The sequence below is a fragment of the Streptomyces sp. NPDC034043 genome (genome assembly GCF_055575675.1).
In genome coordinates this window covers 77,065-89,373 of sequence record NZ_JBVISF010000002.1, presented here as the reverse complement: position 1 = coordinate 89,373, position 12,309 = coordinate 77,065, and the positions used below count along the sequence as shown (strand labels likewise).

The following is a 12,309-nucleotide window of genomic DNA, read 5'->3' as shown; positions in this document are numbered from 1 at the left end:
GCCGAAACGTCCAGAACAAGGAGACACCGCCATGGCCCGAACCCCCCAGCCCCGCAAGCCCCTGAAGTCCCGCCCCAACCCGCTCGACGCGGCCGGGATCACCTCCATCGACTACAAGGACACCGACCTGCTGCGGAAGTTCATCTCCGACCGGGGGAAGATCCGCAGCCGGCGCGTCACCCGGGTCACGGCCCGGCAGCAGCGGGCCCTCGCCGCCGCCGTCAAGAACGCGCGGGAGATGGCCCTGCTGCCCTACGCCGGCCGCTGAACCGCCGCGCCCGCCGGGGAGGAGGCGAAGGCGGGCGACGGCGCGGCCCCCGCCGCGGGGAGCGGCATCTCGAAGTGGACGGTGCCGAAGCCTCCGTGTTCCCCGGTGGTGCGGGCGTCGAAGACCTCGGTGGCCATGCTGCGCCAGAAGTGTTCCGCGCCGGGGATGTCCACGTTGGTGTGCAGGTAGACGCGTTCGTAGCCGGGTACGGCCGCGGCGAACGCGCAAGCGGTGTGCACCATGGCGCGGGCGAGCCCGTGCCGCCGGTGGCCGGGGCGCACGTACACGCGCAGCAGCTGCGCGGTCCGCTCCGAGGGGTAGCGCTCGGCGAGGGCGCGCGGGTGCGGCGGATGGGCGGGGCCGCGCGAGTGGAGTGCGGTGGTGCCGACCACCTCGCCGTCGTCGCGTACGGCCACGACGAGGGTGTGGCGGGGATGCCGCAGGTAGGTGCCGTCCAGATCGACGACGTCGGAGTGCCAGTCCGGCACGTACCCGTAGCCGAACTCCCGGTAGAAGGTGTCCAGCATGACGCTCCGGGCGCCGGGCAGGTCCTCGGCCTTCGCCTGCCGCACCGTGTACGGGCCGATCCTCTGATCCCGCGTCAGCACTTTCATCGCACTCCGCCTCTCGTGTTCCGGGGGCCGCAGGCTATCGGAAAACTGATCTATTGGAAATGAAAACGATTTCCTATAACGTCTGCGTCGCACAGAGCCGACGCAGTCTGGGAGGAAGTCCTGTGGGACATCTGCTGGTGATCGAAAGCTGGGTGGGGTCGATGAGCAGGCTGCTGCCCAGGGCCATCCGAGAGGAGGGGCACGAGTTCACCTTCGTGACCCGCGACCTGCACCACTACCTGCGCGCGCACCCCGCGGGGGACGGGCCGCATCCGCTGCTCACGGCCCGCAACGTCATCACGGCGGACACCAACGACACGGCCGCGCTCCTGGAGCGGGTGGAGGGCCTGCACGCCGTCCTCGGCTTCGACGGGGTGGTCTCCTCGTGCGACTACTACCTGCCCGCCGTCGCGCACACCGCCCGCCGGCTCGGCCTGCCCGGGCCCTCCCCGGAGGCCGTCGAGGCGGCCTGCCGCAAGGACCTGACGCGCCGTGTGCTCGCCGGTGCCGGGGTGGCCGGGCCCCGGTTCGCGCTCTGCGAGGGGGTTGGGGAGGCGGCCGCCGCCGCTCGTGAGATCGGATACCCGCTCGTGGTCAAACCGGTGGACCTGTGTGCGGGCATGCTGGTCCGCGCGGTCGGCGACGAGCGCGAACTGGAGCACGCCTGCCAGGCGCTCGCCGAGTTCCCGGTCAACGCGCGCGGCCAGGACCGCGCGCCGGTCATCCTGCTCGAGGAACTGCTGCACGGACCCGAAGTCAGCGTCGAGACCGTGTCCTCCGGCGGCACCACGCACGTCGTGGGCATCACCGACAAGAGCGTCGCAGGGGCGCCCGCCTTCATCGAGACCGGCCACATGTTCCCGGCGGGCATCGACGCGACCACGGCGTCGGAGGCCGCCGGGACCGCGCTGGCGGCGGTCAAGGCCCTGGGCCTGGACCAGGTGGTCTGCCACACCGAGATCAAACTGACGCCCGACGGACCCCGGCTGGTCGAGGTCAACCCCCGCCCCGCCGGCAACCGCATCACCGAACTCGTCCGGCACGTCACGGGCGTCGACCTCGCCGCCGCATGCGTCGACGTCGCCCTGGGGCGTACGCCCGACCTGACGCCGCGCCCCACCGGCGTACGCAGCGCCGCCATCTCCTTCCTGCTCCCCGGCACCGACGGCGTCCTCGCGGGCATCGAGGGCGCGCAGGCCGTACGTGCCCGGCCCGAGGTGCTGGAGCTCGGCCTCGCCGAACCGGGGCGCACCGTGCGGGCCGCCACCAGCAACAACGAGTACCTCGGCCACGTCATAACCGCCGACACCGAGGGCGGCGGCGCCCGTGCGGCCGCCGAGCGGCTCCTCGCCGGCCTGCGCCCCTGTTACGAGCCCTCCACGGCGGTGCCCGCGTGACCCTGTCCTCCCCGCCCGCACCCCGGACCGGAGCGATGCCGCCCGGTGGCCGCCCGCAGGCCGAGCCCGCCGTCCGGACCGTCGTCCAGCTGGTCGACGCGGTCCTGGCGGGGGCGTACGGCCCCGACCCCGCCCACGAGCGGATCTCGCTCGCCTTCACGACCGCCCAGGCCGTCCGGCACGAAGGGCGCAGCGGCGGCTACCGCAACGAGGTGCTCAGCCTGCGGCTCGACGCGGCCGTCGGATCCTGTGCGGTCGAGCCCGGAACGCTGCCCCGGGGCGCCCTCGACGACTGCGTGGGCGCCACCGTCGCCGACCTCCTCGGCCACCCGCTGCTGCCGGTGCGGATCGCGGCGCTCGACGCCTACCTGGCCCACGTCCGCCCGCACGCGCCGGACAACGGCGCCCGCCCGTACCCCCTGCCGGCCGGCAGCTCGCTCAGCCGGTCACGGGCCCGGGCCCGTGCCGTCGTCGACCTGCTGCCCGCCGCACCCTCCCCGCCGGGCGGGGGCCGGCCGGTCCTGGTGGTCGGAGTGGTCAACTCGCTCCTGGAGCAACTGCGCGCGCGGGGCCTGGACTACCTGCCGTGCGACCTCAAGGGCGGCACCACCGAGTGGGGAGAGCCCGTCCTCACCGACACGGCCGCACACCTGGAACGCTGCGGCGCCGTCCTCGCCTCCGGCATGACCCTCGGCAACGGCTCCTTCCAGACCCTGCTCGAGCACACCGCCGCGACCGGGAAGCCCCTCGTGATGTTCGCCCAGACCGGCAGCGCCGTCCTGCCCCGCTTCCTCGGAGCCGGGGTGAGCGCGGTGTCCGCCGAGCCGTACCCGTTCTTCTGGCTCGACGGCGGCCCTGGGGTCATCCACCGCTACGGAGGCCGTCCATGACCCTCGCTCCGCCCGTGCACCGGTCCCGGTCCGCCGCCAACCCGGACCTCCTGCCCCTGCTGGGGCGCACCCCCGTCGCCCGCGTCCACACCGACCTGCCCCACCCCCACCCCGGATTCTGGGCCAAGCTCGAATGCCTCAGCGCCGGCGGGATGAAGGCCCGCGCGGCGATGTCCATGCTCACCGGCGCCCGCAGGCGCGGCGAACTGCGCCCGGGAGCCCCGGTCGTGGAGTCGACCTCCGGCACCATGGGCATCGGGCTGGCCTTCGCCGGACAGGCCCTCGGCCACCCCGTCATCCTCGTGGGCGACACCGAACTCGAGCCCTCCATGCGCCAGTTGCTGCGCACCTACGGCGCCCGCCTGGAGCTCGTGGACCGCCCGGCGCCCCAGGGCGGCTGGCAGGCGGCCCGCATCGCCCGGCTGCGCGAGGTCCTGGCCCGCTCCGAAGGCGCGTACTGGCCCGACCAGTACAACAACCCCGACAATCCCGCAGGTTACCGCTCCATGGCCGCCGAGTTCATCGCGCAGCTCGACCACCTGGACGTCCTGGTGTGCAGCGTGGGCACCGGCGGGCACAGCGCCGGGCTGGTCGGCCCGCTGCGCGGCCGCTGGCCCCGGCTGAAGGTCATCGGCGTCGACTCCGTCGGTTCCGCGATCTTCGGGCAGCCCGCCAGGCCCCGCCTGATGCGCGGACTCGGCAGCAGCATCCACCCCTCCAACGTCCGCCACGGGGCGTTCGACGAGGTGCACTGGGTGGGTGCCGCCGAGGCCGTCGACGCCTGCCGCCGGCTCGCGCGCGGCAGCTTCGTCAGCGGCGGCTGGAGCACCGGAGCCGTCGCCCTGGTCTCCGCCTGGGCCGCCAGGGCCGAGCCCGGCGCCGTCGTCGCCACCGTCTTCCCCGACGGGCCGCACCGCTACCTCGGCACCGTGTACGACGACGACTTCTGCCGCGCCCAGGGCCTGACCGCCACCGCACCGGCCACCCGGCCGCTGGAGATCCCGTACCCGCGTGCGGCCGAGGCCCTCGGCTGGACCCGCTGCCGGACCGTCGTCGATCCCGCCACGGAAGCCCGCGCCCCCCGTGTCCCGGCCCCCGGAGGTGCCGTATGAGACTCACCTGCCACACCACCTCGCTCGAACTGGCCGAACCGCTGCGCATCTCCCGCTCCGTGATGGCCCGCCGCGACGCGGTCTGGGTCTGCCTCGAACACGGAGGGCTGCGCGGCTGGGGGGAGGCCGTGAGCAGCGTCTACCTCGGACTGCCCGCCGACCGCATCCTGCGCCGCCTGAGCGCCCTGCGCCCGGCGCTGGAGCGCCTGCCGGACCCCGAGACCGCCTGGGCGGAACTCGCACCCGCGGGCCCCCTGGGCGCGGAACTGCCCGCGGGGGTCCTCGCCGCCGTCGAGTCGGCCGTACTGGACCTCGTCGGCAAGCGGGCCGGCGAACCCGCGCACCAACTGCTCGGCAGTCCCCTGCCGCCGTCCGCGGTCACGGCGCGCACCATCGGCATCGTCGCGCCCATCACCGCGGCCGCCCAGGCCAGCCGGCTCGCCGGGAGCGGCTTCACCATCCTGAAGGTCAAGGCCGGATCACCCGACCCCGCCGAGGACCTGGCCCGGATCGAGGCCGTCCGCGCCGGAGCGCCCGACGCGGACCTGCTCCTCGACCCCAACGGGGCCTGGACCGAGGACCAGGCCCACGCCCTGCTGCCCCGCTTCGCGGCCCTCGGCGTCACGGCCGTGGAACAGCCCATCGCCGCCGGACAGCCCGATGCCCTGGCCCGGGTCGCCACCGCCTCCCCGATCCCCGTGATCGCCGACGAGGACGCGGTCACCCACGAGGACGCCGCCGCCCTCGCCGGACGGGTCCACGGGGTCAACGTCAAGCTCGCCAAGTGCGGGGGCGTACGGAACGCGCTGCGCATCCACGCCGCCCTGGACGGCAGCGGCACCGACCTCATGCTCGGGTGCCTCACCGCCAGTTCGCTCGGCATCGCGCCCGCCGTACACCTGGTGGACCGGGCGCGCTGGGTCGACCTCGACGGACACCTGCTCCTCGCCGACGACCCGTGGTCCGGCATCGGCGGCACCGGCGGCACCGTGGCCCCCTCCCCGCGCGGCGGCCTGGGCGTGCTGCCCCGCGCCGCCATACCCGTGGGCGCGGGACGATGAGAACCCTCGCCGCGGTGCGCGGCTTCCCGCCGGCCGTGCGGCTCCTGCTCGTCAACCAGCTCGGCGTCAACATCGGCTTCTACCTGCTCATCCCGTATCTCGCGACCCACCTCACCGACGACCTCGGACTCTCGGCGGCCGTGGTCGGCCTCGTCCTCGGCCTGCGCAACCTCAGCCAGCAGGGGCTGTTCCTGATCGGGGGCTCCGCCGCCGACCGCCTCGGCGCCCGCGGCGTGATCATCGCGGGCTGCGGCCTGCGCACCCTCGGCTTCGCGCTGTTCGCCATCGGCGACGCGCTGCCCGTGCTGATCGCCGCATCGGTGCTGAGCGGGCTGGCCGGCGCCCTGTTCAACCCCGCCGTACGGACCTACGTCGCCCAGGAGTCCGGCGACCGCAAGGCCGAGGCCTTCTCCCTGTTCAACGTGTTCGCCACGGCGGGCGCGCTGATCGGGCCGCTGCTGGGGAGCCTGCTGCTGTACGGCGGCTTCCGGGTGGCGGCGCTCACCGCGGCGGGGGTGTTCGGGCTGCTCACCCTCGCGCAGGCCGCGGTCCTGCCCGCCCGGAGCGTGCCGCGTCCGGCCGGCTCCGTCCTCGGCGACTGGCGGGAGGTCACGGGCCACCGCCGCTTCGTGGCCTTCTCCCTCGCCATGGTCGGCATGTACGGCATGGAGAGCCAGCTCTACCTGCTGCTGCCGCACGCCGCGCGGCAGGCCACCGGCTGGGCGGGATCGGTGGGGTTCGTCTTCGTCGTCGGGACCCTCGCCAGCCTCCTGCTGCAACTGCGCATCACCCGCGGGCTGACCGCGCGGGGCGGCGGCCGGGGCCGGTGGATCGCCGCCGGGCTGGCCCTGGGCGGGCTGGGCTTCGTACCGCCGATGCTGACGGCGGCGGCCACGGGGACGCATCCGGCACTGCTGCTGCCGGTCCTGGCGGGGGCGCTGCTGCTGTCCCTCGGACTGATGACCGCCCAGCCGTTCGTCATGGAACTCATCCCCGCCTTCGGCCGCGCGCGGCTCACCGGCACCTTCTACGGCCTGTTCTACGCGGTCTCCGGAGTGGCCGCCGCGGGCGTCGGCGCGGGCGTCGGGTCGGCCATGGACGCCGTCACCCGCGGCGGCCCGGCCTGGCTCCCGTACGCCTGCTGCACGGCCCTCGGCCTCGCCTCGGCGACGGCCGTCACCGCGTTGCACCGCCGCGGGGCCCTGCCCCGCCCCCCTGCCCCCGCGGCGGACCCGGCCGCCGCCGAAGCCCCCGACCCCCGCCCCGCGCACCCCCACCCCCCGGAAGCAGACACCGCGGGCACGCCACCGGGCGCGGCACCCGCCGCCCCGCACGGCGACCCCAGTCCCCTGAGCGAGACCAGATGAGCACCGGAAACCTCCTCACCGACCACCCCGAGCTCTACGAAGAGCGCTTCCCCGACCCCGACCGGGTCGCCGCACGCTGGGCCGAGGACACCCTGCGCCGGCACGGCGCGGGAACCCGTGTCCTGGACCTCGGCTGCGGCACCGGCCGTGACGCGGCCTGGCTCCACCACCACGCCGGACGCCAGGTCACCGGGATCGACACCGCGCAGGCCATGCTCGCCCACGCCGGCCGCAGCCACCCCGGCCCGGACTACCGCCGGGCCGACATGCGGGACTTCGACCTCGGCCGCACCTTCGACGCCGTCCTCTGCCTGGACAGCGCCCTGCTCTACTGCCACACCAACGAGGAACTCGCCTCCTGCCTCGCCGCCGTCCGCCGCCACCTCGACCCGGGCGGACTGCTCATCGCGGAGATGCGCAACGGAGCCTTCTTCCTCGGCAACACGGAACTCCTCGACGGGCCGCGCACCGCCTCCTTCGCGTGGCGCGGCACCACCCACACCTCGCACACCACCCTGTGGATCGACCACGGCGCCCAACTCCTGCGCCGCCGCCGCGCCTGGACCGCCGACGACGGCACCCCGTCGAGTGCGCGGCAGGAGCAGCACTCCGCCTGGCGGCTGCTGTTCCCCCAGGAACTCCGGTACTTCCTCACCACCGCCGGCTTCGAGGTCCTCGACCTGTACGACCGCCCCGGCCCCCGGACCGAACCGGCCTGGCGCGAAGGCGACGTACCGCACACCACCGTCACCTCCGACCGCCTGCACCTCGTCGCCCGGCTCGCCCCCAGCCCCAACCCGCCGCACAGCAACGGAGAAACACCGTGACCCACCACCGCGCCGGCCTCGCCCGCCGGGGATTCCTCCTCGCCACCGCCACCACCCTCGCCCTCACCGCCGGCTGCGCCGCCGACACCGGCGGGACCGCCGACAAGGGGAACGCCGCCGGGACCGGCAGCCCCAAGCGGGGCGGCACGCTGCGCGCCGCGTTCGCGGGCGGCGGGGCGAACGAGACCCTCGACCCGCACGCCGCCAACCTGTTCGTCGACGCCGCCCGGGCCAAGGCCCTCTACGACAAGCTCGCCGACTTCGGCAACGACCTCGCGCCGGTCCCACGGCTCGCCGAGCGGTGGGAGCCCAACGAGACCCTCGACACCTGGAAGATCACCCTGCGCAAGGCGTCCTTCCACGACGGACGCCCCGTCACCGCCGAGGACGTCCTCTACAGCTACCGGCGGATCGCCGACCCCAAGGGCACCTTCCGGGCCAAGGCCTCCCTGGAGCCCATCGACCTCGCCGCCAGCCGCGCCCTCGACCCGAACACCGTCGAGTTCAGGCTCAAGCGCCCCTACGCCGAATTCCCCAACGTCCTCGCCGCGTTCGGCGCCCACATCGTCCCCAAGGACACCACCTCCTTCGACAGGCCCGTCGGATCCGGCCCGTTCACCTTCGCCTCCTTCACCCCCGGCAAGTCCCTCGTCGTCAAGCGCAACGACGCCTACTGGGAGGGCGCACCCCACCTCGACCACGTCGAGTTCGTCGTCGCCACGGAGGAATCGGCCCGCACCAGCGCCCTGCTCGGCGGCCAGGTCCAGTACGCCCACGAACTCAGTCCGGCCACCGCCCGCACCCACGAGGGCAAGGGAAAGATCGAGGTCGTCCGGCTGCCCGGCAGCTCCATGCAGGGCTTCGTCATGAAGACCGACCGGCCGCCGTTCGACGACAAGCGGATCCGCCAGGCGTTCTTCCTCATCGCCGACCGCAAGGAGCTCGTCGACGGTGCCCTGTCCGGCGCCGGCGAGACCGGCAACGACCTCTTCGGCAAGGGCTACCGGTACTACGCCTCGGACCTGCCGCAGCGCACCCAGGACCTCGACCGGGCACGCGCCCTGCTGAAGGAGGCGGGCGCCGAGAACCTCAAGGTCACCCTGGACACCGCCCCCGCCGCCACCGGCTTCGTCGAGGCCGCCGGGATCTTCAGGGAACAGGCCGCCAAGGCCGGGGTCACCGTCGACGTCAAGGTGGGCAACAAGGACACCTACTGGAAGGACATCCTGGACAACGGCACCTTCGCCTCCTACCGCTCCGGCGCCATGCCCATCGAGTCGCACGTCTCGCAGCGGCTGCTCACCGGCTCCACCACCAACGCGACCAAGTGGCGGCAGAAGGACTTCGACGACCTGTACCAGCAGGCCCAGTCCACCCGTGACGAGAAGGAGCGGGCCGCCCTGTACGAGCGGATGCAGCGCCGCCTGCACGACGAGGGGGGCTTCCTGATCTGGGGCTTCGCCGACTGGATCGTCGCCACCGCGCCCTCCGTGCGCGGCGTCTCGGGGAAGGCACCCGCCAACACCCTCGACTGGGCCCGCTTCGACAAGCTCTGGCTCGCGTGACCCGGCACCTGAACTGGGCCGTCCGCCGTCTGCTCCTCGGTGTGGGGCAGACGGCGGCCGTCGTCCTGTTCGTCTTCGTCCTCACCGAGGCACTGCCCGGTGACGCTGCGGTCGCCCTGGCCGGCGACCAGCCCGACCCCGAGCGCATCGACCGGATCCGCGCGGCCCTGGAGCTGGACCGGTCCGCCGCCGAACGGTTCCTGGACTGGGCCGGCGGACTCATGAAGGGCGACCTCGGCACCTCCCTGGTCAGCGGCCGGCCCGTCGCCGGCTACCTCACCGGCGGTCTCGGGCCCACGGCGACCCTCGCCTGCGCCACCCTCGCCGTACTCCTGCCGCTGTCCGCGGGGCTCGGCGTGCTGTGCGCCCGTCGCGAGGGCGGCCCGCTGGACCGGACCCTCAGCGCGTTCACCCTCGCCGTGCACTCCGTCCCCGAGTTCGCCCTCGGCGTGCTTCTGGCCACCCTGTTCGGACTGTGGCTGGGCTGGCTGCCGCCCACGGCCGTCGGCGCCGACCCGCTCACCGAGCCGGCCGTGCTGGTCCTGCCCGTCCTGGTGCTCGTCGCCCGGCCCGTCTGCACCATCAGCCGCCTGGTCCGCGCCGGGATGATCGACGCGATGGCCTCGCCGTACGTCGCCCAGGCCCTGCGCTACGGCGTCGGCGGCGCCCGCGTCCGCTGGACGCACGCCCTGCCCAACGCCCTCGCCCCGGCCGCCCAGCAACTGGCCCGTACCTGCGACTGGCTGCTCAGCGGGGTGATCGTCGTGGAGGCCCTCTTCGTGATCCCGGGCCTGGGGACCGTGCTCATCGACGCCGTCGCCGCCCGGGACGTGCCCGTCGTCCAGGGCATGGCCGTCGTCTTCGGCGTGGTCACCGTCCTGGCCAACCTGGGGGCCGACCTCGTCGCCCGCCGGTTCGCCCCCCGCGCGGAGGTGATCGCGTGAGGCGCCCCTCGTCCGGATACGCCCTCGCGGCGGGGCTCATCGCCGTGCCCCTGCTGCTGGCGGCCCTCGGACCGCTGTTCGCCGGAACGGCCGGCCCGCGCTCGGTGTCCTTCGAGTCCGGTGCCGGGCACTGGCTGGGCACCGACTTCTCCGGCCGGGACGTCTGGCGGCAGGTCCTGCTCGGCGGCCGCTCCGTGGTCCTCGTGGCACTCGCCGCCACCGTACTCGCCTACCTGGTGGCCGTCCCGCTCGGGCTGACGGCCGCGCTCACCGGCCGCCCCTGGCTGGAGGAGACCCTCATGCGGCCCCTCGACGTCCTGATCGCCGTCCCCTCGCTCCTGCTGGTGCTGCTGGTGGCAGCGACCCTCACCCCGGGCCCGGCCGGCCTGGCCGTCCTCGTCGGCCTGGCCGCCGTACCGGACGCCGCGCGCGTGGTGCGCGCGGCGGCGGCCGAGGTCTGCGCCCGGCCCGCCGTCGAGGCCCTGCGGATGCAGGGCGAGTCCTGGTGGCGCACGGCGTTCGGCTACGTGCTCCGCAGCATGCGCAGGACCCTCGCCGCCGACGCCGGGATCCGGCTGACCGGGGCCCTGTACCTGGTCGCGACGGCGGCCTTCCTCGGGATCGGCGTCGAACCGGACGCCGCCGACTGGGCGGTGATGGTCGACCGCAACCGCACGGGCCTGTTCCTCCAGCCGTGGGCCGTGGTGGTGCCCGCGCTGCTCATCGCGGCCCTGTCGATGGGCACCAACCTGCTCTTCGACGCCGCACTGCGCACCGGGCCGAAGGCCGCCCGGAAGGGAGACCGAGCATGAACCCGGTAGCCGAACTGGAGGACCTTCGGGTGGAAGTGGCCGGCAGCACGCTGGTCGACGGGGTGAGCCTCACGGCACGCGCCGGACGGATCACCGCCCTCGTCGGGCCCTCGGGCAGCGGCAAGAGCACCACCGGACGCGCCCTCCTGGGCGAGTTCCCCGCCGGCGCCCGGATCGACGGCTGGATCAGCACCCCCGGCCCCGGCTCCGTCGGCTACGTGCCCCAGCACCCCGCCGCCGTCCTCAACCCCGCCCGCCGGGCCGGAGCGCTCCTGCGGGACATCGCCGCCCTGCGGGGCGGAACCCGCCGCGAGATCCGGGACCGCGTCGGACACGCCCTGCGCCTGGCCCGGCTGCCCGACCCGGAGACGGTGCTGCGCCGCTACCCCCACCAGCTCTCCGGGGGCCAGCAGCAGCGCGTCGTCATCGCCCAGGCACTGCTCCTGGGAGCCGAGGTGATCGTCGCCGACGAACCCACCACCGGCCAGGACCCGGCCACCAAGCAGGGCATCGTCGAGGCGCTGGCCGGTGTCGCCCGGCAGGGCATCGCCGTGGTCCTGCTGAGCCACGACGGGGACGTCGTACGGCGACTCGCGGACGACGTGGTCGTCCTGCGGGCCGGCCGGGTCGTGGACCGGGGCCCCGCCGACGAGGTGCTGCCCGCCCCCGCGCGGCCCGTGCTCCCCGGGCCGCGGGCCGCCCCCCGGCCCGCCGCCGCCAGGATCGCGGTACAGGAGGTGACCGCCCGCCACCGTACGGCGCACGGCACCGTCGCCGTCCTGCACGGCGTCACGCTGTCGGTCGCGCCGGGGGAGTGCCTCGCCGTGACGGGCCGGTCCGGCAGCGGCAAGACCACCCTGGGCCGGTGCCTGTCCGGCCTGCACTCCGCGTACGACGGTGCGGTCCTGCTCGACGGGGTCCCCCTGCGGCGCGGTCTCCGCGCCCGCACCCGCAACGAACTGGCCGCCGTGCAGTACGTGTTCCAGGACCCCAAGGCGGCCTTCGACGAACACCGGCCCGTCCTCGACCAGGTCGGCCGCACCGCCGTCCGGCTGCGCGGCGCCGACCGGGACACCGCCCGCCGGACCGCCGTGCGCACCCTGGGGGAGCTGGGGCTGGCCGAGGACCTGACGCTGCGTCGCCCGGGCGCGCTCTCCGGCGGCGAACTCCAACGGGCGGCCCTGGCCCGGGCCCTGCTGGCCGCGCCCGCGGTCCTGGTCTGCGACGAGGTCACCTCGGGACTCGACGCGGAGACCCGCGACGCCATCCTCGCCCACCTCGCCGGGCTGCGGGACCGGGACGGGCTGAGCCTGGTGTTCATCACCCACGACCGGGCGGCCGCCGAGGCCCTGGCCGACCGGACCGCGGTCCTCGACGTCGGCCGGTTGGTCCCCTCCCGGTAGCCGCCTGCCCCGCATCGCCCCGGCGGGGCCGGGACGGCCCGTCACGCGG

The 12,309-nt window shown here is 74.7% G+C and carries 12 protein-coding genes; 11 read left to right on the top strand and 1 reads right to left on the bottom strand.

The window, feature by feature from the left end:
• Positions 1-31: 31 nt before the first annotated feature.
• Positions 32-268, top strand: coding sequence for a 30S ribosomal protein S18 (gene rpsR, locus ACZ51S_RS05160; RefSeq protein ID WP_468474825.1), 237 nt, complete (start codon positions 32-34; stop codon positions 266-268).
• Here the strand turns inward: rpsR and ACZ51S_RS05155 are convergent.
• Complete coding sequence (locus ACZ51S_RS05155) at positions 253-882, bottom strand: GNAT family N-acetyltransferase (protein ID WP_468474826.1); 630 nt, start codon at positions 880-882, stop codon at positions 253-255. The two genes, rpsR and ACZ51S_RS05155, sit on opposite strands and share 16 nt — an antisense overlap.
• 122 nt (positions 883-1,004) lie before the next feature.
• Between ACZ51S_RS05155 and ACZ51S_RS05150 the strand changes: the two genes are divergently transcribed.
• From ACZ51S_RS05150 to ACZ51S_RS05105, 10 genes are read left to right on the top strand one after another with little or no spacing between them, the layout of a single operon-like run.
• Positions 1,005-2,279 carry an ATP-grasp domain-containing protein gene (locus ACZ51S_RS05150; protein WP_468959769.1) on the top strand — a complete coding sequence of 425 codons (1,275 nt, stop codon included), beginning with the start codon at positions 1,005-1,007 and terminating at the stop codon, positions 2,277-2,279.
• A 35-nt stretch (positions 2,280-2,314) separates the two neighbouring features.
• A complete protein-coding gene (locus tag ACZ51S_RS05145; RefSeq protein ID WP_468960185.1) occupies positions 2,315-3,169 on the top strand; it encodes a Rossmann-like domain-containing protein in 855 nt (284 codons plus the stop codon).
• Positions 3,166-4,281 carry a PLP-dependent cysteine synthase family protein gene (locus ACZ51S_RS05140; RefSeq protein ID WP_468802562.1) on the top strand — a complete coding sequence of 372 codons (1,116 nt, stop codon included), beginning with the start codon at positions 3,166-3,168 and terminating at the stop codon, positions 4,279-4,281. The genes ACZ51S_RS05145 and ACZ51S_RS05140 overlap by 4 nt, the downstream gene beginning before the upstream one ends.
• Complete coding sequence (locus ACZ51S_RS05135; protein WP_468802561.1) at positions 4,278-5,342, top strand: dipeptide epimerase; 1,065 nt, start codon at positions 4,278-4,280, stop codon at positions 5,340-5,342. The genes ACZ51S_RS05140 and ACZ51S_RS05135 overlap by 4 nt, the downstream gene beginning before the upstream one ends.
• Positions 5,339-6,709 carry an MFS transporter gene (locus ACZ51S_RS05130; RefSeq protein WP_468959766.1) on the top strand — a complete coding sequence of 457 codons (1,371 nt, stop codon included), beginning with the start codon at positions 5,339-5,341 and terminating at the stop codon, positions 6,707-6,709. Before ACZ51S_RS05135 ends, ACZ51S_RS05130 begins: the two co-directional genes overlap by 4 nt.
• Complete coding sequence (locus ACZ51S_RS05125) at positions 6,706-7,536, top strand: class I SAM-dependent DNA methyltransferase (protein ID WP_468959764.1); 831 nt, start codon at positions 6,706-6,708, stop codon at positions 7,534-7,536. Before ACZ51S_RS05130 ends, ACZ51S_RS05125 begins: the two co-directional genes overlap by 4 nt.
• Positions 7,533-9,101: an ABC transporter substrate-binding protein gene (locus ACZ51S_RS05120; protein ID WP_468959762.1), complete on the top strand. Its 1,569-nt coding sequence runs from the start codon at positions 7,533-7,535 to the stop codon at positions 9,099-9,101. Before ACZ51S_RS05125 ends, ACZ51S_RS05120 begins: the two co-directional genes overlap by 4 nt.
• The gene (locus tag ACZ51S_RS05115) at positions 9,089-10,045 is read left to right on the top strand and encodes an ABC transporter permease (RefSeq protein WP_468802705.1); all 957 of its coding nucleotides are present in this window, start codon (positions 9,089-9,091) and stop codon (positions 10,043-10,045) included. Before ACZ51S_RS05120 ends, ACZ51S_RS05115 begins: the two co-directional genes overlap by 13 nt.
• Entirely contained in the window at positions 10,042-10,857 is an 816-nt protein-coding gene (locus ACZ51S_RS05110) for an ABC transporter permease (protein WP_468885858.1), read from the top strand. Before ACZ51S_RS05115 ends, ACZ51S_RS05110 begins: the two co-directional genes overlap by 4 nt.
• Entirely contained in the window at positions 10,854-12,260 is a 1,407-nt protein-coding gene (locus ACZ51S_RS05105; RefSeq protein ID WP_468959760.1) for an ABC transporter ATP-binding protein, read from the top strand. Before ACZ51S_RS05110 ends, ACZ51S_RS05105 begins: the two co-directional genes overlap by 4 nt.
• Positions 12,261-12,309: the final 49 nt, after the last annotated feature.

Coding starts and splice junctions, on each gene's coding strand:
- ACZ51S_RS05130 (WP_468959766.1), top strand. CDS start 5,339: ATGAGAACCCTCGCCGCGGTGCGCGGCTTCCCGCCGGCCGTGCGGCTC.
- ACZ51S_RS05155 (WP_468474826.1), bottom strand. CDS start 882: ATGAAAGTGCTGACGCGGGATCAGAGGATCGGCCCGTACACGGTGCGG.
- ACZ51S_RS05125 (WP_468959764.1), top strand. CDS start 6,706: ATGAGCACCGGAAACCTCCTCACCGACCACCCCGAGCTCTACGAAGAG.
- rpsR (WP_468474825.1), top strand. CDS start 32: ATGGCCCGAACCCCCCAGCCCCGCAAGCCCCTGAAGTCCCGCCCCAAC.
- ACZ51S_RS05140 (WP_468802562.1), top strand. CDS start 3,166: ATGACCCTCGCTCCGCCCGTGCACCGGTCCCGGTCCGCCGCCAACCCG.
- ACZ51S_RS05135 (WP_468802561.1), top strand. CDS start 4,278: ATGAGACTCACCTGCCACACCACCTCGCTCGAACTGGCCGAACCGCTG.
- ACZ51S_RS05105 (WP_468959760.1), top strand. CDS start 10,854: ATGAACCCGGTAGCCGAACTGGAGGACCTTCGGGTGGAAGTGGCCGGC.
- ACZ51S_RS05145 (WP_468960185.1), top strand. CDS start 2,315: ATGCCGCCCGGTGGCCGCCCGCAGGCCGAGCCCGCCGTCCGGACCGTC.